The sequence below is a fragment of the Azohydromonas lata genome (genome assembly GCF_034427735.1).
GTDB lineage: Bacteria > Pseudomonadota > Gammaproteobacteria > Burkholderiales > Burkholderiaceae_C > Azohydromonas > Azohydromonas lata.
Window position 1 is genome coordinate 62,695 of the sequence record NZ_JAXOJX010000007.1, and the last position, 25,910, is coordinate 88,604.

Below are 25,910 nucleotides of genomic sequence, written 5' to 3' on the forward strand. Positions count from 1 at the left end.
CCGGCTACTTGTCAGCGGCTTACCGGCTATGCCGCAGGTTGTGCCGGTGCCATTCGTGCCCGGCGGCGCGTGGCCACCTCGCGCAAGCCCTCCTGCATCAGCCGTGTGACCAGTGCGGGATACGCCCAGGGCACGTCGTGCGCAGAACCCGTCAGGAAAGGCGAGCGGGGATCACGCACCCATTCGCGTGGGAACAGGGCTATTTCCTGTGCCGAAGGCGGCGTCTCAAGCTGCGGCGCCATCCCGGAGTGGCTGAGGGAGTCAACGAAGGCACCAATCAGGTCCACGCCGGCCAGATGCCCCAGGTGCAGCCAGGCAACCGCCCTGGGGTTGCACTCCAGTACAAAAGCACGACCGCTGGCGTCGTCGATCATGAAGTCCAACGAGAAGTAGCCATCGATGCGCCAGTGCGCGGCCAGTTTCTCGCAAGCCAGCTTCATATCCTCATGTGCGACGGCACGCACGCGGGTTGCCGGCCCGGTGGCGGGATGCTGCTCGGTCTTGAGCAACGACAGGCCCGCAACCACGCGCCCGCCCTGCGCCAGGCAGGCGCGCATCGCCATTTGCCCTTGGATCAACGCTTGCGCGATCAAGGGACGTCCGGTGCCTTGCAAACGTTCGAATGCCGCATCGAACTCTGACCGCGACGACACCAACTCCACGCCCGTGCCGGCGAAGGTGGATTCAAGTTTGAGCGCGCAACGCCACTGCTGCTTTTCCGCCCAGTCGCGCAGCGTCTCGTCATGGCCCGGATGCCATGCTTCAGGCTGCAGCACGACGTCGCCCAGCGCCACCAGCGCCTTGCGCCGCCCGCGCAGCGCCAGCGTCTCAAGATCGCCCAGGGACTCTCGCAGCACCGCCTCGAAGGGCTTGAGCACGGGGCGTTGCCGCTGCCAAAGCTGCGCCAGCAGCAGCACGGCCTGATCGTCCAGAGGGACGACGCGCTGCGGCTCGAATTGCTGCAGCGCCGCCAGCAGCCCGGTCCAGTTGTCACCGCGCCGGTGGGTCAGCCGCAAGGCCAAGCTGAGCACCTCCAGCGTGGAGCCTTCGGGATGCCAAGCGGCACAAGCCACGCCGCGCTCCATCACCGACAGCACCAAGCGTTCCGGGCCAACCCAGGACTGCATTTGCACGAAAAGCACCCGAGGGCGCTGCTGCGCCGTGCTGCCGCTTTGCGTGGTGGTCACCATTGGAGGCTTCATTGGGCAAGCTCTTGCAAGTCGATTGCTGGTGGGCCTGATTCAAGGCTGTGGCCTGGCGCCTGGCCCGCTGCCGCTAAGGAAAGGTGCCGCTCGCTCGGAGCAGGCAACGCCCGGCCAATCCTGCGTATCAGAACTCGTGAGCCCCGGTGTGGGAGAGTTTATGGCGCAAGCAGGCGAAGACATGGCCGCCCAGGTCGCGCCAGCGGCGGCAGAAGGCGTAGTCCTCGGACAGGTAGCGCCGCGTTTCGGGCTCGATCATCGTCTCGAACAGGCCCACGCAGTGCTCGGCCTGCACGGTGCGCATGTAACCAGCCACGTCGTTGACGTAGCCCAGCTCGGCGCGGTAGTGGTCGCGCATGCGCTCCAGCACGTGGCGCTGGATCAGCAGGAAGCCTGTGCCCAGCGCGTGCACCTCCTGCCAGCCCGAAGGCAGCCCCGCGGGCTGCTGCTCGGTGCGCAGAACGGTGTAGTTCATGGCCCGCGTGCGCAGCGCCGCGGGCTTGAGCGGCAGGCCGTCCGGGCCCGTCGTGGTGGCCAGGTGCGGCACGCGGTCCCACTGGTAGCCCTTGGTCGGGTAGGGCGTGCCGCACACGTCGTAGCCCGACTCGATGAGGTCCAGCAGCGCGCGCGGCTGCCAGCCGATGTCGGCGTCGATGAACATCAGCGCGTCGCAGTTGGAGGCCAGGAACAGCGCCGTGAGGTTGTTGCGCGCACGGGTGATCAGCGATTCGTTGCTGAAGGTGGAAAGCACCATCGAATGCCCGGCGTCGCGCAGCGCGTCTTGCGAGGACAGCAGCGATTTCAGGTAGGACTCGTTGACGACCCTGCCGTAGCAAGGCGTGCAGATCATGATGCGGCTCAAAGGGATACTCCACTGGCCCGTTGTGGCCGGGCTCGACAGGAAGGGAAGGTGCGCAGCCCCGGCGGCGCCGGGACACGGCTTTGGGGACTCAGCGTTCGCCGAAGGCTTCGGAGAACGTCTTGATGACCGGCTTGAGCAGGAACTCCAGCACGGTGCGGCGCCCGGTGCGGATATCGATGGTGGTGGTCATGCCGGGGATGACGTCCAGGCTGCGCCCGGTGTGCGTGGCCGCCGGCGAGGCCGTGACGACGTGCACGCGGTAGTACGTGCTGCCCGGGGCATCGGGGCGCTGCCCCTCCTCGCGCATGCTGTCGGCGCTGACGTAGCTGACCTGGCCCGGCACGGCGCCGTAGACGGTGTAGTCGTAGGCGTCGAACTTGATCATGCTTTCAAGCCCCGGATGCACCAGCGCGATGTCGCGCGGCGCCACCTTGGCCTCCACGATCATGCGGTCGTCCAGCGGTACGATGCTCAGCAGCTCGTCACCGGGCTTGAGCACGGCCCCCAGCGTCGTGAAGCGCACGTTCTTCACGATGCCGTCCATGGGTGCGACGACGACGATGTTGTCGAGCTGGCGCTTGCGTTGCGTGTTCTGCTCCTGGATCTGCTCCAGCTCGTCGCGGGTCTTGGTCAGCTCGGCGTTGACATCCTGGACGAACTGGTTGCGCCGGCTGTCCATGCGCGCCTGGGCTTCGGCGAGCTGTCGCGTGGCGCGCAGCAGCTCCACGCGGTTGGAGTCGCCGTCGGCCAGCAGCTTTTCCGTGATCTGCAGCTCCTCGCGCGCGGTGCGCACGATGCCGCCTAGCGTGGCCAGGTCGGTGTGCAGGTTGGCGCGCCGGCCGGCCAGCAGGCTGTTCTGGTCGCGCATGATCTCCGGGTAGCGGCGCACTTCGGCCGGGTAGTTCACCGTCGCCGCGTTGTCCAGCTCGGCGCGCAGCCGTGCCGTGGTGGCCAGCAGCGAGGCGCGCTTGGCCTGCGTGGCGTCGAGTTCGGAGCGGGTGCGGGTCTCGTCGAAGCGCGCCAGCACCTGGCCCTTGCGCACGCGGTCGCCCTCGGCCACGCCCAACTGGATGAGCACGCCGCCATCCACCGACTGGATCACCTGCACGCGGCGGCTGGCGATGACGGTGGCCTGTGCGCGCACCACCTGGTCCACCTGCGAGACGCTGGCCCAGGCGACCAGGCCGCCCAGCGTGGCCGCGACCAGCCAGATCAGCACGGAGCCGCCGAGCGGCCCGCCGCGCCGTGCAGGCAGGCCCATGGGAGCGGGAATGGTGTTGTCTTTCATGGTCTCTCAGGAATTGACTGTCGCGACGCCGTCTGCCGCGGCGGGGGCTGCTTGCGCTTGCGCTTGTGCCTGCGCCGGCCGCTGGCCCGCGCGCAGCCGGTACACGAGCGCATCGCGGTCGCCGTCGCCGACGACGCGGCCGCGCTGCATGAGGATGGCGCGGCGGCACAGGCTCGCGGCCGCGGGGCGGTGCGTGGCGATCACCAGCACGTCGCGCTCGCCAAGCTGCCGCTCGATGGCCTGGTACATGCGCTGCTCCGTCGCGGGGTCCAGCGCGCTGCTGGGCTCGTCGAGCAGCCACACGCGCGGGCGCCGCGCCATGGCGCGCGCCACGCCGCAGAGCTGGCGCTGGCCCACGGACAGCCCGCTTCCGCCTTCGGCGATGGGACGGTCCAGGCCGCGCGGGTGGTCGGCCAGCATCGCGTCGAGGCCCAGTGCGTGCACGGCGTCCAGCAGCCGCTGGTCTTCCACCACGCTGCCCAGGCACAGGTTCTCGCGCAGCGAGCCGCGGAACATCTGCACTTCCTGCGGCAGCAACGCCACGGCGCGGCGCAGCGCGTCCGGCTCCAGCAGCGCCAGGTCGTAGCCGCCCAGGAGCACGCGGCCCGCCGAGGGCCGGTACAGCCCGGCGAGCAGGCGCAGCAGCGTGGACTTGCCCGACCCCGGGGGGCCCACCAGGACGACGCGGTCGCCTTCGGCCAGGGTGAGGTTGTCGATGTCGATCTGCGGCACCGGCGCCTCGCCGTAGCCAAAGCGCACCCCTTCCAGGCGCAGCTCCGCACCCAGCTGCTGCGGGCGCAACAACTGCACGCCCGGGTCGCGCTCGGCGGGCAGGCTCAGCACCGCGTTGACGGCCTTGAGCGCCAGCGTTGCCGCGTGGGCCTGCGTCAAGAGGTGAATGCCTGCGGCAATGGGCCCAACCACGCGGCTGCCCAGCATGGTGATGGCGGTGAGGCCCCCCACGGTGAGGCTGCCGTCCTGGATCAGGTACACGCCGCACACCACCACGCCCAGGTAGGACGTGCTGGAGAGGCTGGCCGCGATGGAGCCGGTCAGCGCGTTGGTGGCGCGCTGGCGCCGCGCATGCTCGGAGATGTCGTGCGTGAGCGCGCGCCAGCGCTCGGCAAAGCGCCATCCCGCGCCCAGCGCCTTGAGCGTCTCGCTGCCGGCGATGGCTTCCACCAGCACGCCGTTGCGGTGGTGCATGCTGACTTGCTGCTGCGCGGTCAGGCGCCTCACGCGGGCCTGCGCCAGCAGGCCTACCACCAGCGCCACGGCCGCCGCCGCCACGTAGATCCACGCCACCGGGCCCGCGATGCACGCGATGACCACGATGAAGATCAGCGCAAAGGGAATCTCCGCCAGCGTGAACAGCACGCTGGAGGTGAAGAAGGCGCGCGTGGACTCCAGCCCGCCCACCTGCGCCGCCAGCGTGCCCACCGCGCGCGGGCGCGCATCCAGCCGCACGTCGCCCAGCACGCGGAACACCTCCGACGACACTTCCTCGTCGATTTCGCAGGCAATGCGGTCGAGCATGCGCGCACGCACCACGCGCAGCGCGAAGTCGAAGACCAGCAGCACGCCGACGATGCCCACCAGTGCCCACAGCGTGGACAGCGCGAACGACGGGACGACGCGGTCATAGACCTGCTGCGAGAACAGCCCGGTGGCCACCGCCAGCACGCTGGTGAGCAGCGAGGCCAGCGCGATTTCCGACAGCAGCCGCCGGCGCTGGCGCAGCGCGTTCCACAGCAGCGCACGCGCGGGCTGCGCGTCGTCGTCGGCCGGCGCCGCGGCGACAGTGCGCGGGCGCAGCCACACGGCCAGCGCGTCGGCGATCTCGGCCCGGGGCAGCTCGCGCAGCTCGCCCACGCCGGAGTCCAGCACCACGTGCTCGCCGCGCTGCTCCAGCAGCACCCAGCTCATGCCCTCATGCTCGATGAGCAGCGGCAGGTGGCGCGGCTCCAGCGTGCGCCCGCGCGCCGAGGCCAGCTCGAAGTTGAACAAGCCCAGCTTGCCCAGCGCGCCGTCGAGCTGGCGCAGCGTCTCGCGGCCCTGGCCGAAGCTCGGCGTGCCGGCGGCCTGCAAGGCGTGGTGCACGGCCTCCCGCTCGACGCCGTGGCCCAGCAGGCCCAGCAGCCGCTGCAGCGCCGCCGCTGCCACGGCGGCAGGCGCCGCTGCGGCTGCCGAGGCGGGGGCGGCGTTCAGGGCGTGGTTTCTATCCATGAAGACAATGCTCCGGTGTTGCCCATGAGATGCAGGGCGCTTTGCGCGTGCTGCGTGCGGGCGCGCGACAGCGCCACACGGGTGTCCAGCACCTCGCGGAAGGTGTTGAGAACCTCGATCCAGCTGCGCCGGCCTGCTTCGAACTGGCGCATGTAGGAGTCGGCCGTGAACTGCAGCGACTCGATCTGCGGCTGCAGCTCGGCGATCTGGCGCTCGGCCGACTGCTGGTCGGTGAGATGGGTGCGCGCGCGCTGGCGCACGTCGAGCTCGGCCACACGCACCTGGTCCTGTGCGGCCTCGATGCGGCTTTGCGCCGCCTTGACGGAGGAGAAGGCGGCCAGGCCGGCCTCGGGCGTGAAGCTCAAGGCCAGCATGACGCGGTTGTCGCTCGGCACGGAAACGCCGGCGGACACGTTTTGCTGCCGCTCCAGCCGCAGCGACAGCCGCGGCATGGACTCGCCGCGGCGCACCGCTGCCGCCGCGCGTGCGGCCTCCACTTCGGCGCTGCGCTGGGCCACCACGTTGGAGCGGCTGAGGTACTCGGCTTCCGCCGTGTCGGCGCCGGGCAGTGCCACGCCCGGAACTTCCAGCATCAGCGGCTCACCCGCGACGCTGCCGGCCACCAAGGTTTGCAGGTCCGAGCGCGCACGCTCGGACTCGGCCAGCAATTGCTCGCGCTGCACCGAGGTGGACGCCAGGCGGGCTTGCGCCACCGAGATGTCCGAGCGCGCCGCGGCACCGGCCGCCTCGCGCCGCTTGACGTAGGCCAGCAGCCGTTCGAACACCGTGCGGCCTTCGGCGGCGATGCGCAGCCGCTCCTGGGCGCCGGACCAGGCCAGGTAGGCCACCGCGGTCTGCTCCACGATGCCGCGGCGCGCTTCCGTCTCGCCCAACTGCGCCGAGCGCTCCTGCGCCTGCGCCTGGTTGATGGCGCCGTCGATGCGACCGCCGGCCCACAGGGGCTGGTCCAGCCGCAGCAGCCGCGAGTCCGAACGCGACTGCGAGGAAAACACGCCCGGCGCAATCTCGGCGGAAAGGGTCGGGTAGCGGCCCCATTCGGCCGTCTCGCGCAGGTAGCCGGCAGTGACGCGGTCGGCACCCGCCGCGGCCACCGTCGGGCTGTGGGCCAGGGCATCGGCCACGGCGGCGCGCAGCGTGTAGGTCGGCACGGCGGCCAGGCTGGTGGCGGTGACGGTGACCTGCACGGGCGCTTGGGCCGCAGGCGCGCCGGCGGGCTCCTGGGCCAGCGCGGCGGCGCAGGCGGCCACGGCCGCGGCGGCCATCAGCCGCCCCAGGCCGGTGGCGCGTGACGAAGGCGTGCGCCGCCGGGCGCAGGACATCGTGCGCGTCATGCGGGCATTCCTTCCAGCAGCGATGCAGGCACGCGGCCCAGGGCTGCGTGCGCCACGGCCGCCTCCGCATCCCGCGCGATGAGGTGCAGGCGGTTGCGGGCATTGAGCGCGCGCAGCACCGCCGCTGCGTGCAGCTTCACCGTGCCGGGCGCCAGGTCCATGCGCTGGGCGATTTCCTTGTTGCTCAAGCCGTGGCGCATCAGCGCCATGACCTCGCGCTGGCGCGGGCTCAGCGCCTTGGTCTGGGGCTGGGCTTCTCGCGTTTGCCCACGATGGAGCAAGGCATTCTGAAGAGCCTGCTGCAGCACCATCAGCGGTGCGCGAACGCTGACCTCGTGCTGGCCCACCGGCTCGCCGGGCACCAGTCGCAGCCGCGCCGTGCCCGGGTCCAGCCACGCCGGCGCGGCCGCGAAGACGGCCGCGGTGTCCAGCACCAGCAAGTCCAGACCGTCCCGGAACAGCGCCGCGCAACGCCCGGCCCCGTTCGGGGTGGCCACCACCACGCGCCCGGCCAGTTGCAACTGCGTGCCCAGCATGTGCGCCAAGCCGGCCCCCAGCAGCGCGCTGTCCGTCACCAGCAAGATCTGCACGGACCGCATGGCCGCTCCCGTGGCACGGCCATCGCCCAGGCTGAAGACGCCAACCCGGCCGTCCGCCGTGGGCACGGCGGCGTCGGACACCGAGCCGTCACGCATGCCTTGGGGCCTCGGATCGGAGAATTGAAATTTCATGGGTCTGTTTGTGGTCAATAACAGTCCAAGCTGGCATCGGACCAAATCCAGCTTTTCCTAAGCAAGGGCGCCTGCAATGATTCTTCATCGCGCAACGCCCGTGTTTTCAGCGTTTGCGTATCGCTCCAGGCATTTTCAGGTGCGACACGATGCGATGGTTGGCGTTTGCCCCGAACGCAGTTTTGTTAAGCAGGTATCCGGGAATTGCTTCACGCAGGATACATTTTGTTAAGGCGGCATCATTGCTGCGCCAAGCATGGAGTGTGTATAGATTGTGAACTCGGAACTCGGGGTAAACCAGTATCCCGAGATATTGACCGTTCTGGCGCGCCAGCGAGTGCGTCCTGCAGCCAGCGCCTTACTCCTAGGGAAAACACCGAACGCACTGCAAGCCGGAGTGTTTCTGGACTGTGGCGGTGCCGGCAATTTCGTGAATTAGCCACATTTGTTCTTTTGTTGATTCAAATTCTGGCGGCTTCAGCCGATGTTGCGCTGATCCGATCTCAATCACCAGGTGATTTTGAAGCGGAGAAAAGCGTCATGAATGTGGCCTTGTTTTCGGGTTTGCCGTCGAACTCGCGGGCCATTTGGCTATGCCTCTGGGCATATTGCCAGCGGCAAAGTGCTTGTCGATCATGACGTGAATTTCCATGGGCTCCGCCCCGTAGCCGCCGTCCGAATACTTCTGGCGATTGTTCGCCCAATCTGAAAAGCAGTGACATGAACCAATCCGATGCTTCCCGCAGTGCTGTGAACAAGCCTCGCACCCTTTCCAATGCCAAGGGGCGTCGCGCTGGCGAGGCGCTTGCCGATGAGCTCGACGCTGCCGGTGTAGGACTTCCGGCAGACCCGGTCGAAGCGGAAGTGCCGCTGCAGGGCGACGCCCAAGCGGTAGAGCAGCTGGCGGAAGAAGCCGCGGACGCTGCGGATGCAGAAGGCACCGCAGCGGGCGAATCCGCCGATACGACCGTCGTGGCCCAGGCCGAGGCCGTCGGCGCGGCAAGCGCTGAGGGTGCGGGCGCGGGCGCGGGTGCGGGTGCCGGTGCCAGCGCAGCGGGTTCGGCTGGTGCGGCAGGCGCCGGTGGCGCGGCAGGTGCGGGTGCCGCCGGTGCCGCGGGCGCGGCCGGCGCAGCGGGTGCAGCCGGTGCCGTGGGCGTGGCCAGCGCCACCGCCCTGGGCGTGGGCGCGTTGACCGTGCCGGCCGCCGTCGTGGGAGCAGCCAGCGTTGCAGGCGCAGCCGGCGTGGCCGCGGCAGCCGGCAACAGCAGCAGCACCCCTCCTGCGCCCAGCCAGCCGGTGGCGCCCACGACGACGGTCAGCGGCATCCACATCAGCAACGACAACGGCGCCTCGGCGTCGGATTTCCTCACCAATGCCGCGGCGCAGACCATCACGGCCCAGCTCAGCACGGCGTTGACCGCGGGCCAGGATCTGTGGGGTTCGCTGGACAACGGCGCGACGTGGGTCAAGGTCACCGACAAGGTGTCGGGCACGACCGTGAACTGGACCGGCGCGACGCTGCTTGAAGGCAGCACGGCCATCGTGTTCCAGGTTCGCAGCGAAGGCGGCACGGGCCCGACGGCCCACCAGGCCTACACCCTGGACACGCAGCTGGCCGCCGCGCAGGTGGCGCTGACCACCGACAGCGGCAGCAGCGCCACGGACCACGTCAGCAAGGTCGGCACGCTGGCCGTCACCGGCGTCGAGGAAGGCGCCACGGTGACTTACAGCACCGATGGCGGTACGACCTGGCACAGCGGCTTCACCGCCGCCGAGGGCACGAACAACGTGGTGGTGCGCGTCACCGACGTGGCCGGCAACCATGCCGACACTGCCTACAGCTTCAAGCTGGACACGCAGATCGCCGCCGCGCAGGTGGCGCTGACCACCGACAGCGGCAGCAGCGCCACGGACCACGTCAGCAAGGTCGGCACGCTGGCCGTCACCGGCGTCGAGGAAGGCGCCACGGTGCGCTACAGCACCGACGGCGGCGAAACCTGGAGCAGCGACTTCACCGCCGCCGAGGGCCTGAACAACGTGGTGGTGCGCGTCACCGACGCGGCCGGCAACCATGCCGACACCAGCTACAGCTTCACGCTGGACACGACGCTGGCTGCCGCACAGGTGGCGCTGGCCACCGACAGCGGCAGCAGCGCCACGGACCATCTCAGCAACGTCGGCACGCTGGCCGTCACCGGCGTCGAGGAAGGCGCCACGGTGAGCTACAGCACCGATGGCGGCGAGACCTGGCACAGCGGATTCACCGCCGCCGAGGGCCTGAACAACGTGCTGGTGCGCGTCACGGACGCGGCCGGCAACCACGCCGACACGCCCTTCAGCTTCACGCTGGACACGACGCTGGCCGCCGCACAGGTGGCGCTGGACACCGACAGCGGCAGCGGCGCCACGGACCTCATCAGCAACGTCGGCACGCTGGCCGTGACCGGTATCGAGGACGGCGCCACGGTGACTTACAGCACCGATGGCGGCGAAACCTGGAGCAGCGACTTCACCGCCGCCGAAGGCCTGAACAACGTGCTGGTGCGCGTCACCGACGCGGCCGGCAACCATGCCGACACCAGCTACAGCTTCACGCTGGACACGACGCTGGCCGCCGCACAGGTGGCGCTGGACACCGACAGCGGCAGCGGCGCCACGGACCTCATCAGCAACGTCGGCACGCTGGCCGTGACCGGTGTCGAGGAAGGCGCCACGGTGAGCTACAGCACCGATGGCGGCGAAACCTGGAGCAGCGACTTCACCGCCGCCGAGGGCCTGAACAACGTGCTGGTGCGCGTCACCGACGCGGCCGGCAACCACGCCGACACGCCCTTCAGCTTCAAACTGGACACGCAGATCGCCGCCGCGCAGGTGGCGCTGACCACCGACAGCGGCAGCAGCGCCACGGACCACGTCAGCAACGTCGGCACGCTGGCCGTGACCGGTGTCGAGGAAGGCGCCACGGTGAGCTACAGCACCGATGGCGGCGAGACCTGGCACAGCGACTTCACCGCCGCCGAGGGCCTGAACAACGTGGTGGTGCGCGTCACGGACGCGGCCGGCAACCATGCCGACACCGCCTACAGCTTCAAGCTGGACACGCAGATCGCCGCCGCGCAGGTGGCGCTGGCCACCGACAGCGGCAGCAGCGCCACGGACCACCTCAGCAACGTCGGCACGCTGGCCGTGACCGGTGTCGAGGAAGGCGCCACGGTGCGCTACAGCACCGATGGCGGCGAGACTTGGCACAACGGCTTCACCGCCGCCGAGGGCCTGAACAACGTGCTGGTGCGCGTCACCGACGCGGCCGGCAACCACGCCGACACGCCCTTCAGCTTCACGCTGGACACGACGCTGGCCGCCGCGCAGGTGGCGCTGACCACCGACAGCGGCAGCAGCGCCACGGACCACGTCAGCAAGGTCGGCACGCTGGCCGTCACCGGCGTCGAGGAAGGCGCCACGGTGACCTACAGCACCGATGGCGGCGAGACCTGGCACAGCGGCTTCACCGCCGCCGAGGGCATGAACAACGTGGTGGTGCGCGTCACGGACGCGGCCGGCAACCATGCCGACACCGCCTACAGCTTCAAGCTGGACACGCAGATCGCCGCCGCGCAGGTGGCGCTGGCCACCGACAGCGGCAGCAGCGCCACGGACCACCTCACCAACGTCGGCACACTGGCCGTGACGGGCGTGGAGCCGGGCGCCACGTTGAGCTACAGCACCAACGGCGGCACGACCTGGAGCAACAGCTTCGCCGCCGCCGAGGGCCTGAACAACGTGCTGGTGCGCGTCACCGACGCGGCCGGCAACCATGCCGACACGCCCTTCAGCTTCACGCTGGACACGACGCTGGCCGCCGCGCAGGTGGCCCTGACCACCGACAGCGGCAGCAGTGCCACGGACCACCTCAGCAAGGTCGGCACGCTGGCCGTGACGGGCGTGGAATCGGGCGCCACGGTGAGCTACAGCACCAATGGCGGCACGACCTGGAGCAACAGCTTCACCGCCGCCGAAGGCCTGAACAACCTGGTGGTGCGCGTCACCGACACGGCCGGCAACCACGCCGACACGGCCTACAGCTTCACGCTGGACACGCAGGCCCAGGCCCCGGGCAGCCTGGTGGTGCCTGAGGCGCCGGGCGGCGTGATGGACGAGGAGCTGACCTCCGACGGCGGCGTGCCTGTGGTGGTGCCCTTCGCCGCCGACGTGCGCGCGGGCGACGTCATCACGCTGACGGTGGACGACCCGACGACCAACACGCCGGTACAGATCCAGCACACGGTCACCGCGCAGGACGTGATCGACGGCCATGCGAGCGTCGTCATCCCCACGGCCAACCTGCCCGTGGACGGCGACTACGCGGTCAGCGCCATCGTCACCGACCGGGCCGGCAACACCAGCGGCGCCAGCACGGGCAGCTTCACGGTGCTGCCGGCGCTGGTGCTGGAGGAGAACTGCCAGATCTTCAATCTGGCCCGCCGAGCCTACGAGGGAACCGACCCGCAGGCCAGCGCGCCGGACGCCGACGTGTTCGTGGTGACCCACGGCCTGGAAGGCGACGTGGACGAGCTCTCGCTCTACCGCCACGAGTACGACCTCTACACCGGCACCGAGCTGGGCAACATCGAGGTCACGGGCGTCGTGCGCACGGGCGGCCTGGACATCAACGCCGAGGGTGCCCTGGGCAGCCGCCACCTCGTGGCCGGCATCGTGTCCGCGGCCTCGGTGGAGCCGAATCACGACTTCGTCACCGCCGATACCAACACCATCTGGAACGACCGCGTGGCGCTGACGCTGGACTCCAGCGACAACGGCTCGGCCGCGGTGTACGTGGCCGCCGATGCCGACGGGAGTGAGGCGCTGGCCCGCGCCGGCGCCTTTGACGTAGCGGTCCACGTGAGCGCCGCAGCCTCGGCCGATGCGGCCGGTGCGCTGCTGGCGCACGCGGCGGGCGGCACGGCCCAAGTGCAGGCCTGCGACGTGACGATCACCGCGGAGGGCGCGACCGGCGCCACGGCCCGCTTGGGCACCGCGATCCAGGATGTCTCGCTGGCGATGTCGATGGACCTGCCGGGCGCGGCGGGTGTGGCGGCCGTGGCCGAAGGGGACATGGCCCACGCGTCCGTCGAAGTGCACGAGAACGTGACGGTGCTGGCGGAGGCCGACACCGGGACCGCTTGGGCCACCGCCGACGCCGTGGTCGCCTGGGCCGCGGGCAGCAGCAGCGCGGCCAACGTGAGCATCGGCGCGCTCAGCATCGAGGCCCACGCCGCGCAAGGGACGGCGACGGCCGACATGGGCGGCGAAGGAGATGGCCTGCTCGTGCACGCCGAGGGCGAAGACGCGATGGCCGTGATCATGATGGGCGGCCTGAACGTGGGCGCGCTGTCGGATGCGGACATGGCGCAGGCCCGCTTGAACGCGCTGACGGTCGAGGCCTCGGACGGCGCCCAATTCGCGGCCATGGGCATCATGGGTAACGCGGCCGTGCACGCCGAGGGTGCCAGCGGCGCCCAGGCCGTGCTCGGCACGGTGAACGTTCAGGCCAATGGCGAGGACACCTATGCCGTGGGCTGGGTGGTCGCTCCCCTGTCGGTCGCCGCCCAGGCCGCGGCGGGCACGGCCAGTGCGGAGCTGTCTTCGCTGTATGCGCAGGCAAGCGACGGTGCGCAAGCGCAGCTGGGCATCGGCACCATTGCCGTGACGGCCGAGGGCAGCAGCGGCGCGAGCGCCACGTTCGACGCGCTCTATGCACAAGCTTCCAGCGGCGCGCAGGCGCAGGTCTGGATCGGTTCGGACGTCGTGGTGGACGCGATGGCCACCGAAGGCTCGGCCGGCGCCAGCATGGACGCGCTGTACGCCCAGGCCAACGGCGACGGCGCCATGGCCGACGTGCGCGTCGGCGGCGACGTCGTGGTGCACGCCAACGGCAACACCGGCGCCAGCGCCTCGGTGAGCCAGATCTACGCCGACGCCAGCGGCGCCGACGCGCAGGCGCGGGTGGTGATCGGCTACGAAGGCGGCGGCAACGTCGTCATGCACGCCGAAGCCGCCAGCGGCTCGGCCAGCATCTCGGTGGAATACGTGTACGCCGGTGCGGACGGCGCCAACGCGCTGGCGGTGGTGGACATCACGCGCGACCTGCGGCTCACGGCCGAGGGCAGCCAGGCCTCGGCCGAGGTGAGCTCCGTCTATGCCCAGGCCGGCAATGGTGCCCAGGCCGAGCTGCACATCGGCGGCAACCTGGCGCTGTCGGCCCAAGCCGACAACGGCGCCTCGGCCTCGCTGAGCAGCGTGTACGCCCAAGCAAGCGCCGGTTCGCAGGCGCGGCTGACCATAGGCAACGACCTCAGCGTGATGGCCCAGGGCGGCACCAGCGCCTCGGCCGGCCTCAGCGAGGTGTACGCCAGCGCCAGCGGCGAAGGTGCGCAGGCGCAGGTCTGGATCGGTTCGGACATCGTGGTGGACGCGGTGGCTACCGAGGGCTCGGCCAGCGCCAGCATGGACGCGCTGTACGCCCAGGCCAACGGCGACGGCGCCATGGCCGACGTGCGCGTCGGCGGCGACGTCGTGGTGCACGCCAACGGCAACACCGGCGCCAGCGCCTCGGTGAGCCAGCTCTACGCCGACGCCAGCGGCGCCGGCGCGCAGGCCCGGGTGCTGATCGGCGGCGAAGACGGCGGCAACGTCGTCATGCACGCCGAAGCCGCCAGCGGCTCGGCCAGCATCTCGGTGGAATACGTGTACGCCGGTGCGGACGGCACCAACGCACAGGCGGTGGTGGACATCACGCGCGACCTGCGGCTCATCGCCGAAGGCAGCCAGGCCTCGGCCGAGGTGAGCTCCGTCTATGCCCAGGCCAACAACGGTGCCCAGGCCGAGCTGCACATCGGCGGCAACCTGGGGCTGTCGGCCCAAGCCGACAACGGCGCCTCGGCCTCGCTGAGCAGCGTGTACGCCCAGGCGGGCACCGGCTCACAGGCACGTCTGACCATAGGCAACGACCTCAGCGTGACGGCCCAGGGCGGCACCGGCGCCTCGGCCGGCCTCAGCGACGTGTATGCCAGCGCCAGCGGCGTGGCTGCGCAGGCGCAGGTCTGGATCGGTTCGGACATCGTGGTGGACGCGGTGGCCACCGAAGGCTCGGCCAGCGCCAGCATGGACGCGCTGTACGCGCAGGCCAACGGCGACGGCGCGGTGGCCGACGTGCGCATCGGCGGCGACGTCGTGGTGCACGCCAACGGCAACACCGGCGCCAGCGCCTCGGTGAGCCAGCTCTACGCCGACGCCAACGGCACCGGCGCGCAGGCGCGGGTGGTGATCGGCGGCGAAGACGGCGGCAACGTCGTCATGCACGCCGAGGCCGCCAACGGCTCGGCCAGCATCTCGGTGGAATACGTGTACGCCAGCGCGGACGGCGCCAATGCCCAGGCGGTGGTGGACATCACGAACGACCTGCGGCTCACGGCCGAAGGCAGCCAGGCCTCGGCCGAGGTGAGCTCCGTCTATGCCCAGGCCAACAACGGCGCCCAGGCCGAGCTGCACATCGGCGGCAACCTGGCGCTGTCGGCCCAAGCCGACAACGGCGCCTCGGCCTCGCTGAGCAGCGTGTACGCCCAGGCGGGCACCGGCTCGCAAGCGCGGCTGACCATAGGCGGCGCCCTCAGCGTGACGGCCCAGGGCGGCAGCAGCGCCTCAGCCGGGATCAGCAGCGTGTACGCCAACGCCAGTGGCGACGGCGCGCTGGCGCAGGTCGACATCGGCCTCGGCGTGGCCGTGCAGGCTCTGGCGGGCACGGGCTCGGCCAGCGCCTCGCTGTCCGGCATCATGGCCGAGGCCGGCGGGGCACTGGCCACGGCCCAGGTCAGCATCGACAACGGCGTGGTCGTCGTGGCCCAAGGCCACAACGCGAACGCGGGGCTGAGCACCGTCTCGGCCACGGCCTCGGGCTTGGACTCCTTCGCCCAGGTCGAGATCAACGGCGGCGTGGCGGTCCAGGCCCATGCCATGGGCGGCGATGCCTACGCGTCCATGAGCGGCCTCACCGCCGAGGCCACCGGCGTGGGCTCCACGGCGCGCGTGGACATCAACGGCAACTATGCCGCGCTGGCCACCGTGGACGACGCCCAGGGCGTCCTCAACGACGCCGTGCGGGTGTCGGCCAGCGCCGGCTCCGTGAGCGTGTACGCCAACGCGGCCAACGCCGATGCCCAGGTGAGCATCAGCGGCGACATGTCGGCCCAGGCCCTGGCCTGGGGCAAGTCTTACGTGTCGGCCAGTGCCGCCATCGAGGAGATGGGCGTGTCGGCGCAGGGCGTGTCCTCCAACGCCAGGTTCAGCATAGGCGGCGACCTGCGCGTGGTGGCCACCGTCTACGGCAGCAACAATGGGCTCATCGAGCCCAACCACCTGCGTGCCGAAGCGTCCGTGTACTCGATCAGCGTGGAGGCCAACGCCGACCACGCGAACGCGTCGCTGGACATCGGCGGCAGCATCGAGGTGCGCGCGCAGACCAGCGGCGACGACGCCTACGCCGAGGCCTCGATGTCCTCGGTCAGCGTCTCCGCCGACGGCGTGGGCGCGCAAGCGCAGCTCACCATCGGTGACGGCGCCAACGTGTGGGCCGATGCCGGCATGGGCGCGCGCGGCCACGCCGAAGCCTCGTTCAGCGGCTTCAGTGCCGACGCGCGGCAGGAAGGCGCCAAAGCGACGATCACCATCAACGGCGACCTCGTGGCCGGCGCGCGTGCCAACGGCGCAGATGCCGTTGCCAGCGCCAGCTTCAGCAGCCTGTACGCCTGGGCCAGCGACGGCGCCCTGGCCAACATCACGGTGAGCGGCAGCCTGGAGACCTCGGCCGTTGCCGGCGGCGCCAACGCCTACGCCGACGCCTCGGCCGACGGTCTGTATGCACACGGCAACGTGTCGGCCACGGCGGACGTGACCCTGATGGGCCACCTGGGCGTGTTTGCCATGGGCACCGGCATCGACAGCGACGCCGAGGCGACGCTGCGGCAATTGAGCGCCGATGCTTATGGTGGCAACGTCGCGGCGAGCGTGCACACGGGCGGCGCCATCGACGTGCAGGCCATCGCCGCCGGCAACGCCGAGGCCTCGTTCTGGCAGGTCGACGCCTCGGCCAGCGGCACCCAAGGCCAAGCGCAGGTCGAAGTCGCCGGCGACGTGACGGTGGTGGCCTCGGGGCAGAACGCCACGGCGGAGCTGCAAGGCCATTGGATGTACTGGATAGACAACGCCATCAACCACGCCGAGGCGGGCCTGCAGGCCCACACCAACGGCACGGGCGCGCAGTCGCAAGTGTCCATGGACGGCAATGTCAACGTCGTGGCCACGGGTGCGGACAGCGCCGCGGCGACCTTCGGTGGCATCAGCGCCGAGGCCCTCGACGGCGGCCTGGCGCAGGTGTCGGTGGCGGGCGACCTGACCATCAACGCCCTGGCCGGCCTTGGCGGTACCGCCAACGCCGTGCTGGGCCAGTACAGCCAGTACTGGAGCAATGCCCACGGCTACGTGCAGCGCGATCACAACGGCCTGATGGTCAGCGCGGGCGGCAACGTGCAAGCCTACGCCGACATCGGCGACGACGTGCTGGTGAACGCCAGCGGTCCCGACGGCGCCACGGCTGCGCTGTACGGCGCCACGGTGCAGGCCGACGCCGGCAACGTGCATGGCGCCTTCTCCAGCCCCGCGCACGTGTACGGCGAGGCCGGATTGCACATCGGTGGCGACCTGAGCGTGACGGCCAGCGGCGTCAACGGCGACGCGGCGGCCAGCCTGTACCGTATGCAGTCCGAGGTGGACCCCGGCGACTCGAACGTCTTCGTCCACAGCGACACCACGCTCCAGGTGGACGGCAACGTGACCGTGAGCGCCTCCGGTGCTGGCGACGCCGACGTGTTCGGCGGCATCTACTCGGCCAGCGGCCATGGCGCGGCGCTGAGCTTCGGCACCGTGGACGGCAGCAACGTGCACCTGGGCGGCGATGCGACCTTCTCGGCCCAGGGCGGCGGCAACGTGAGCGTGCAGGCGGGCTTCTTCGCCGACGACGGCGGCAACGTCTCGGTGCACGACGTTTCGGTGGCGGCCAACTCCAGCGGCGACGGCGACCTGATGTTCCTGGCCGGTGCCTATGACGGCGGCAGCCTGCACATGGACAGCCTGGACGTCTCGCTCGCCAGCGGCGGCGCCGGCTCCGGCACGGTGATCCTGGGGGCCGACAGCAGCGCCAACGTCCACGCGGGCAGCGATGCCTGGGGCAATGCCGCCGACGGTACCCTTGACATCGACGCGCTGCGCCTGATGGCGCTGACCGACGACGACAGCCTGAACGTGTGGGTGGACCACATGGACTGGGAAGCCGGCCGCACCGCGACGCTGTACGGCCAGGGCGACATCAGCATGGCCCAAGGCGGCGGCGACGACGGCCTGCATGGCGGCGGCTTCGCGGTGATCGATGCCAGCAACTTCAACGGCCACCTGGCCTTCTCTGAAGTGCTCGACGGCGACGCCGACATCGCAGCCACGGGCCTGTCCAGCCTGAACCACTACACGTTCATCAAGGGCTTCGACGTGGCCAAGGACACGGTGGGCTTCGGCAACCTGCAGGTCGACGCGGGCAGTTGGCACGACGTCGTGGGCAGCCGCGACACCGACGGCCTGGCCGCCGATATCGCGGGCAGCGCGTATGCCATCACCTCGTCGGAGTTCGCCAGCGCGGGCGCGGCCAGCAGCGAAGCGGCGCTGTTCGCGGCGCTGAACCTGGCGCTGGACGGCGACACGGACGTGGCCTACGCCAAGTACACCGGCAACGTTTCGCTCGCGGGCCTGGCCGGCACCGCCGACGACGCGCAGCACGACCTGTACGCGGTGGCCTACGACGTGGACGGCACGGGCATCACCTCGGTGATCCTGGTCCAGGTTGCCGATGGGGCCAACTTCGACGGCAACGTCGTGATTGGGCACAGTGCGGGCGCTTGAGTCTGAACGAGGCAAGCACATGGACGAACGAGCTCCTTCCAACCCTTCCGCCGGCGGCGACGCCGCGGCACTGCAGAAGGCCTACCCCGGCCTGAGCGCGGAGCTGGCGCAGGCGCTGGCGCGCGCGGAAGGCTCGCGCAAGCAGGGGCTGTTCCCGGTGGCGCGCCAGCAGTTGGAGGTGCTGCTCAAGCAGCACCCCAACCTGCCGGTGCTGCGCCGCGAGCAGATCCTGCTGCACCTGGCCGCCGAGGAGTACGAGCGGGCCGAGCCGCTGCTGCTGGCGGAGGCACAGCGCGTGCCCGGCGACCGCTGGGTGTGGATGACGCTGGGGCTGGTGCGCTACCACAGCGGCAACCGCCCCGGCGAAACCGAGGCGCTGATGCGTGCGCTGGCCCTCAAGGCCGAGGAGACGCCGGCACGGCGGCTGTTCGAGCTGCAGCGCGACGAGGGCGACATGCGCGGCGCGCTCGACACGGTGGTGCTGCTGCGGCGCATCCGCGACACCGACGAGCTGGCCGTGGCGCACTGCAAGCTGCTGGTGCGCGTGGACCGGCCCGCGGAGGCGCTGGCGCTGTGCGAGCAGCTCATGCAGCGCACGCCGGTGCTGGCCGGCGCCGTCGAGCAGTGGACGTCGCTGCAGATGGCGCAGTTCAATGGCCCGGAGCAGGTGCTGGCCACCATGGGCGCGTTCCTGGCCCAGGGGCGCGAGGAGCCGCCGTTCCTCATCGCCTACAGCCGCGCCTGCCACCGTATGGAGCGCAACGCCGACGCCATCGAGGCGCTGCAAAAGGCGCTGGCACGCGAGTCCGGCCGCCAGCAGTGGTGGTACGACCTGGCGGTGCTGCAGCGCCAGATGGGGCAGATCGCCGAGTCGCAGGCCAGCTTCGAGCAGGTCATGGCGCTGGACCCGCTGGACCCGACCACGCTGCGCGTGCATGGCGTGGAGCACAAGTACGCCTATGGCGATACGGCGCTGCGCCACATCAACCAGGCGCTGGCCTCGATGGAGGCCTATGCCAAGGAGCGCCAGGTCGAGCTGCACTACGCGGCGGCCAAGGCCTACGAGGACGTGGGCGAGCTCGACGCGGCCTTCGACCACTACCGCATCGGCGGCGCCAAGCAAACGGCCCTCACGCCCTACCGCCACGCCGCGGCCAGCGGGCTGCTGCGCACGCTGCGCATCGGCATGAGGCCCGAGACCTACGCCTCGTTCCAGGAGCCCGGCGACCCCAGCCGCAAGCCGGTGTTCGTCCTGGGCATGCCGCGCTCGGGCACGACGCTGGCCGAGCAGATCATCGCCAGCCACCCGCAGGCGGTGGGCGCGGGCGAGCTCAAGCTGCTGCACCGCGTGCTCGACGGCATCTCCGTCAACGGCAACCGCATCCAGACCAGCGGCGACGCCGGCGTGATACCCACCTACATCCCCGGCGTGGACCTGAACTGCGCCACGCTGCGCTTTCGCGAGCGCGGCGAGCGCTACGTGCGGGCCATCTCGGTGCTGGCCGAGGCCGCAGGCCGCGGCGACGCGCAGCGCGTGGTGGACAAGATGCCGGGCAACTACTTCTGGACCGGCATGATCCCCTTCGTGCTGCCCGGGGCGCGCATCATCCACACGCGGCGCCATCCCATGGATTGTTGCCTCTCCAACTACCGCATCTTCTTCCCGGACGGGATGCCCTGGAGCTACGACCTGCGCAACCTGGGCAAGTGCTACCGCGCCTACCACGAGCACATGCAGCACTGGGAGTCCAACATGCCCCCGGGCATGCTGATGTCGGTGGTGTACGAGGAGGTCGTGGCCGACTTCGAAGCCTCGGCGCGGCGCATCATCGACCACATCGGCCTGCCCTGGGACGACGCCTGCCTGCGCTTCTACGAGACCGAGCGTCCCGTGAAGACGGCCAGCCTCAGCCAGGTGCGCCAGCCCATCTACAACTCGTCGGTGGGCCGCTGGCGCAAGTACGAGAAGTACCTCAAGCCGCTGCTGGCCGAGATCGGCCCCATCGTCGAATCCTACGAAGCCGAGCTGCAGCGGCTGAGCCAGGCCCGCCAGGCCGCGCCAGGCGCGGCCACGTCCTGAAACACCCCCACACAGTCATTCCCAGTGCCGCCCAAACCATAGCGCACGCATCCGAGACGACAACATGACCAAGCTTTTCCGCTTCTCCACCGGCCCGCTGGCCCTGTCCCTTGTGGCGCTGCTCGGCGGCTGCGCCTCCGTGCCGATGATGGCTGAGAAGCCCGACGCCACGCCGCCCAAGCTGGTGCAGACCGACAAGAAGGACCCCGAGACGGGACGCGCGCTGCTGGACTGGGACCGCCCGGGCGCCTTCGGCAAGGTCGCCGGCGACCTCAAGGCCGTGGGCGACGGCGCCTGCATGGCCGCCCGCGTGGATCTGGAGGCCTTGGGCTACCACCCCGAGGCCCGCAACGACAAGGGCGAGGCCATGCCTGGCGGCGGCTTTTACTGCTATCCCAAGCCCAATGGCGACAAGCCCGACGCCGTGGCGCCGCGCCTGACGCCGTCGGCCCGCAAGGGCAGCGACGGCCAGCCGTCGCTGGCCTGGGACCGGCCGGGCGCGTTCGGCAAGGTGCCCGCGGCGCTGCAGGCCAAGGGCGACGTGGCCTGCATGCTGGCGGGCATCGAGTTCGAGGCCATTGCCTACCACCCGCAAGCGGCGGGCCCGGACGGCGCGCCCTTGCCCGGTGGCGGGTTCTACTGCTTCCGCAAGAAGACGGGCGACCAGCCCGCCGAGAAGGCGCCCCAGCTGACCCGGCTCGACGGCGTGCTGGGCTGGGACCGCCCGGCCGCCTTCGGCGCCGTGCCGCAGGCGCTGCGCGCGCGCGGCGACGCGGTGTGCGCCAAAGCCGGCTCCACGCAGCAGGCCATCGGCTACCACCCGGCAGCGCTGGACGAGAAGGGCCAGCCCATTCCGGGCGGCGGCTACTTCTGTGCCGCCAAGCCCAACGCCTCGCGCGTCGCGCGGGCCTGACAAGGCCTGAGAGCGTGGCTGCACGGTAGATCCCGGCGTGCCTGGTGACGCCGGCCGTCGGACTTCAGCAGCCGCATCGGCACAAGCGCCAGGCACGGGGCCCGGCTTCACGCCTGCGCCATACCGCGCAGTTCCTTGATCAAGGCCGCCAGCAGCCTTGACCGCGAGGGGTCCCAGAACGCACAGACCTCGTAACGGGGCAGGCCCTCGCGCAGCGGCAGCCGCACCAGGCCCGCGGGCTGCGGATCGCGCAGCAGCGCCGGGTGCGGCAACGTGCCCAGCAGCTCGCTGTGGGCGACCAGGTTCAGCAACGCGCCGTAGTCGGCGCACTGCGCCAGCACCCGCGGCGGTGGCCAGCCGCGCACGCGGTGCGCCTCTTCGATGGTGTTGCCCGCGGTGCCCATGCGCCCGGCCACGGCCCAACCGGCGTGCGCAATCTGCTCCAGCGATTCGGCGCCCGCCAGCGCATGGCCCTGCCGGGCCACGACAAAAGGCGCGCTGGTATGCAGCGGTTGGCTGCGCAGGCCGTTGGAATGCCAGCCGCGTGGCCTGGGCACGATCGCCAGATCCAGCTCGCCATGCTCCAGCGCCGCGAACTGCTCCTGCGCCGTTCCACCGCTGATGCGCAGCAGCCCCTCGGGTTCCCGCTCACGCCAGTGCCGCTCTATCACCGGCGCGTAAAGCAGCGCCGCCGCCGGCGCCATGCCCACGCGCAGGCCGGGCATGGCGGGGCCGGCCACCTGCAGCGCCCAGTCCCGCGGCAGGCTCTCCACGCCGCGCTGCAGCGCGGCAGCACGCCGGGCAGCCTCCAGCGCCGCGGGCGTGGGCCGCTTCCCCCGTCCGGAAGTTTCGAACAGCACGCAGCCCCAATGCCGCTGCAGCGCCTGCATAGCCTGCGCGATGGCGCTCTGGCTCACGCCGGCCGCGCGGGCCGCGGCGGCCTGGCTGCCATGCTGGATCACGAGCTGCAGGTAGTGCAGGTGCTTCAAATACATAAGAACGACTTATACGACAGGCTGCGGCCAGGGTTGTGACGGGGCGCCGGCGCGCTCAGCATTTGAGCCATCCCAACACGCGAGGCACGCCGACGTGCCCTGGAGACAAGCCATGACACAAGCTTCCCGTCGCCGGCTGCTGGCCGCCGCGGCGCTGGCCCTGGCGGCTGGCGCCGTGCAGGCCCAGCCGCAGGCCTGGCCTTCGAAACCCATCACGCTGATCGCACCCTTCCCCGCCGGCGGGCCGCTGGATGCGGTGGCGCGCGCAGTGGCCGAGCAGCTCGGCGCCGGCCTGAAGCAAACCGTGGTGGTGGACAACCGCGCGGGCGCCACGGGCAACATCGGCGCACAGGCGGTGGCCCGCGCGCCGGGAGACGGCTACACGCTGCTGCTGACGCTGGACACCAGCCTCACCGCCAACCCGGCCCTCTACGGCAAGCGCATGGGGTTCGACGCCGAGCGGGACCTGCGCCCCGTGGCCACGACGGCCAGCTTCAGCCAGATGCTGGTGGTCACGCCGGCCAGCGGCATCCAGGACTTCAAGGGCTTCATCGACCAGGCGCGCAAAGGCCTGAACTACGGTTCCGCCGGCAACGCCAGCCCGGGACACCTGACGATGGAGGCGCTGGGCTCGCTGATCCATGCGCAGCTCAACCATGTGCCTTACCGCGGGAACGCGCCCGCCGTGACGGACCTGCTGGGCGGCCAGATTCCCGCCGGCTTCGTCGCCATTCCTTCAGTCGCCCAGCACGTGAGCGCGGGCCGCCTCAAGGCGCTGGCCGTCTCGGGCAGCAAGCGCTCGCCGCTGGCGCCCCAGGTGCCCACGGTGGAGGAGCTGGGCCTGGCCGGCGCCACCACCGACTTCAGCTTCGTGCTCATGGCGCCCAAGGGCACGCCGGACGCGATCGTGAAGCGGCTGCATGAGGAAACGGCACGCGCACTGGCGCAGGAGGGCGTGGCGCAGCGGCTGCGCGCGCTGGACATGGTGCCCGTGAATGCCGGCCCCGAGCAGACCGCCACGCTGTTGCGCGAGGGGCGCGTGCGCTGGACGCGCGTCATCCAGGAACGCCGCATCACCGCCGACCAGTGAGCCCCGTCATGTCCGACCTGTCCAACACCCGTCCCAACTTCATCTTCATCATGGCCGACGACCTCGGCTATGCCGACCTTGGCTGCACGGGCGCGCGCGCGCCGGTGTCGCCGCACCTGGACCGCATGGCGGCCCAGGGGCTGCTCTTCACGCACGGCTACGCCAACTCGCCCGTGTGCTCGCCCACGCGCTTCGCGCTGATCACGGGCCGCTGGCAGTACCGCCTGCGCGGCGCGGCGGAGGAGCCGCTGACCGGGCGCTACCGCGGCGACAAGATCGTCGGCCTGCCGCCGCAGCACCCGACGCTGCCCTCGCTGCTGCGCGACGCGGGCTACCGCACCGCGCTGGTGGGCAAATGGCACCTGGGCTACCCGCCGCACTTCGGCCCGCTCAAGAGCGGCTACCAGGAGTTCTTCGGCCCGCTGTCCGGCGGCGTGGACTATTTCCAGTACACCGACAGCGTTGGCAAGCGCGACCTGTGGGACGGTGAGACGCCGGCCGAGGACCACGGCTACCTCACCGACGCCCTGAGCGACCGCGCCGTGCGCTTCGTCGAGCAGGCCCGCGCCGGCGAGCCCTTCCTGCTGAGCCTGCATTACACGGCGCCGCACTGGCCCTGGGAAACGCGCGAGGACCATGCCGAGTCGCAGCGCATCGGCGGGCGCATCAACCACGTGGACGGCGGCTCGCTGGCCACCTACCGGCGCATGATCCAGCAGATGGACGAGGGCATAGGCCGCGTGCTGGCCGCCTTGGAGGCCCGCGGCCTGGCCGACAACACGCTGGTGGTCTTCACCAGCGACAACGGCGGCGAGCGCTTCTCCGACAACTGGCCCTTCGTCGGCCAAAAGATGGACTTGCTCGAAGGCGGCATCCGCGTGCCGCTGATCGCGCGCTGGCCCGCACGCATCGCGCCCGGCGGCACCAGCGCCACGCCCGCGCTGACCATGGACTGGTGCGCCACCCTGCTGGATGCCGCCGGCGTGCAGCCGCACGCCGAGTACCCGCTGGACGGCATCAGCCTGCTGCCGCTGTTGCGCGACCCGGCGTGGAACCCGCAGCGGCCCCTGTACTGGCGCATGTTGCACCGTCAACAGGCCGCGCTGCTGGAAGGCTGCTGGAAATACCTGGCCATGGACGGCCACGAGTACCTGTTCGACCTGGGCCAGGACGAGCGCGAGCGCGCCAACCTGGCCCAGCGCGAGCCCGCGCGGCTGGCGGCCATGCGACAACGCTGGCAGGCCTGGGCCGCGCAGATGCCGCCCATCCCGGCCGAGGCGCAGGCCCGGCTGGTGTTCGGCGACGCCGACATCCCGCGGGCCTCGCACTGAGGGACCTCCTTGGCAGCGTGGCATTGCGGCATTTGACCGTGGAGGGGAACAGGATCGGGGTGTCGTTGCCGGCCAGCGCCAGCCCCTGCGCGGCCAGGTTTCCGGCCAGTTTCGCGTCGGCAGCCTTTGCAGGACATCGGATGGCGGCGCTTTCGTGTCCAAGCCTCAAGCGGCCGCCAGCCGCCGCTGGGCCATGGCGCGGAAATCGGTGGGCCGGTGCCCGGTGTGCTTCTTGAAAAAGCGGCCGAAATAGGCTTCGTCCTCGAAGCCCAGCACCGCGGCGATCTGCTTGATGCTCAGCAGCGAATAGGCCAGCTCGCGCTGCGCCTCGTGCACGACGCGGGCATTGACCACGTCCAGCGCCGAAATGCCCAGCACCTCGCGGCAAAGCCGGCTGAGCTGCCCGGCGCTCACACCCAGCGCCTGGCCATAGTCCTCGATGGACACGCGCTCCCGAAAGCGCGCCTCCACCAGCGCCTTGAACCGCTCCACCTGCTGCGCCTTGCGCGAGCGCAGCACCGCGTCCTCGTCGCCGGGCTGCGCCGCGCCTATGCGCGCCACCTGCACCAGCAGCGCCACCAGCAGCGACAGGCCCACCGCCATCTGCCCCGCCTCGTGCACGCGCGTTTCGCGCTCCATGGCCTCGAACAGCGGCGGCAGCGCCTCGGCGGCCCGGCTGGCCGCATCCACCAGCAGCACCGCCGGCCTGCGCAGCATGGGCAGCAGCTCCGGCGCCACCGCCTTGACGGCCGCCTCCAGCGGCCGCTGCGCAGCCGTGATGACGTGGCCGTCGGTGTCGGCCAGAAAGTGAAAGCCGTGCACGGCGTTGGCCGGCACCA

14 protein-coding genes are annotated in these 25,910 nt (G+C 70.7%); 5 read left to right on the forward strand and 9 right to left on the reverse strand.

The genetic code is table 11. From position 1 onward, the window contains the following. Positions 1-26: 26 nt before the first annotated feature. The 7 genes from SM757_RS06695 to SM757_RS06725 all read right to left on the reverse strand — a co-directional run bounded on the left by SM757_RS06695 (position 27) and on the right by SM757_RS06725 (position 8,383). Complete coding sequence (locus SM757_RS06695) at positions 27-1,022, reverse strand: hypothetical protein (RefSeq protein WP_322464870.1); 996 nt, start codon at positions 1,020-1,022, stop codon at positions 27-29. A gap of 307 nt (positions 1,023-1,329) precedes the next feature. Next, positions 1,330-2,052: a hypothetical protein gene (locus SM757_RS06700; protein ID WP_066339836.1), complete on the reverse strand. Its 723-nt coding sequence runs from the start codon at positions 2,050-2,052 to the stop codon at positions 1,330-1,332. Between the two features lie 100 nt (positions 2,053-2,152). Continuing rightward, on the reverse strand, positions 2,153-3,352 hold the full coding sequence (locus SM757_RS06705) for an HlyD family type I secretion periplasmic adaptor subunit (protein WP_084267729.1): 1,200 nt from the start codon (positions 3,350-3,352) through the stop codon (positions 2,153-2,155). A 6-nt stretch (positions 3,353-3,358) separates the two neighbouring features. Next, positions 3,359-5,578: an ATP-binding cassette domain-containing protein gene (locus tag SM757_RS06710; RefSeq protein WP_322464871.1), complete on the reverse strand. Its 2,220-nt coding sequence runs from the start codon at positions 5,576-5,578 to the stop codon at positions 3,359-3,361. After that, the gene (locus SM757_RS06715) at positions 5,557-6,930 is read right to left on the reverse strand and encodes a TolC family protein (protein ID WP_322464872.1); all 1,374 of its coding nucleotides are present in this window, start codon (positions 6,928-6,930) and stop codon (positions 5,557-5,559) included. The genes SM757_RS06710 and SM757_RS06715 overlap by 22 nt, the downstream gene beginning before the upstream one ends. Further along, the gene (locus SM757_RS06720) at positions 6,927-7,661 is read right to left on the reverse strand and encodes a response regulator transcription factor (protein ID WP_322464873.1); all 735 of its coding nucleotides are present in this window, start codon (positions 7,659-7,661) and stop codon (positions 6,927-6,929) included. The genes SM757_RS06715 and SM757_RS06720 overlap by 4 nt, the downstream gene beginning before the upstream one ends. 503 nt (positions 7,662-8,164) lie before the next feature. Further along, positions 8,165-8,383, reverse strand: coding sequence for a hypothetical protein (locus SM757_RS06725; protein ID WP_157119126.1), 219 nt, complete (start codon positions 8,381-8,383; stop codon positions 8,165-8,167). Here SM757_RS06725 and SM757_RS06730 point away from each other — a divergent pair. The 3 genes from SM757_RS06730 (at position 8,382) to SM757_RS06740 (ending at position 21,655) form a co-directional block, all read left to right on the forward strand. Then, entirely contained in the window at positions 8,382-18,662 is a 10,281-nt protein-coding gene (locus tag SM757_RS06730) for a beta strand repeat-containing protein (RefSeq protein WP_322464874.1), read from the forward strand. The genes SM757_RS06725 and SM757_RS06730 overlap by 2 nt on opposite strands. A gap of 19 nt (positions 18,663-18,681) precedes the next feature. Further along, on the forward strand, positions 18,682-20,742 hold the full coding sequence (locus SM757_RS06735; RefSeq protein WP_322464875.1) for a tetratricopeptide repeat-containing sulfotransferase family protein: 2,061 nt from the start codon (positions 18,682-18,684) through the stop codon (positions 20,740-20,742). 64 nt (positions 20,743-20,806) lie between these two features. After that, positions 20,807-21,655 (forward strand): hypothetical protein, encoded by an 849-nt coding sequence (locus SM757_RS06740; protein WP_322464876.1) that lies wholly within the window; start codon positions 20,807-20,809, stop codon positions 21,653-21,655. Positions 21,656-21,762: 107 nt separating this feature from the next. Here the strand turns inward: SM757_RS06740 and SM757_RS06745 are convergent, their stop codons facing one another. After that, on the reverse strand, positions 21,763-22,650 hold the full coding sequence (locus SM757_RS06745; protein WP_322464877.1) for a LysR family transcriptional regulator: 888 nt from the start codon (positions 22,648-22,650) through the stop codon (positions 21,763-21,765). A gap of 112 nt (positions 22,651-22,762) precedes the next feature. On the opposite strand from SM757_RS06745, the gene SM757_RS06750 reads away from it, so the two are divergent. After that, complete coding sequence (locus tag SM757_RS06750) at positions 22,763-23,740, forward strand: Bug family tripartite tricarboxylate transporter substrate binding protein (RefSeq protein ID WP_322464878.1); 978 nt, start codon at positions 22,763-22,765, stop codon at positions 23,738-23,740. 17 nt (positions 23,741-23,757) lie between these two features. After that, positions 23,758-25,071 carry a sulfatase family protein gene (locus SM757_RS06755; RefSeq protein ID WP_322464924.1) on the forward strand — a complete coding sequence of 438 codons (1,314 nt, stop codon included), beginning with the start codon at positions 23,758-23,760 and terminating at the stop codon, positions 25,069-25,071. Between the two features lie 165 nt (positions 25,072-25,236). Here SM757_RS06755 and SM757_RS06760 read toward each other — a convergent pair whose 3' ends face one another. After that, positions 25,237-25,908, reverse strand: a complete 672-nt coding sequence (locus SM757_RS06760; RefSeq protein WP_322464879.1) for a helix-turn-helix domain-containing protein — start codon at positions 25,906-25,908, stop codon at positions 25,237-25,239. Between the last annotated feature and the right edge of the window lie 2 nt (positions 25,909-25,910).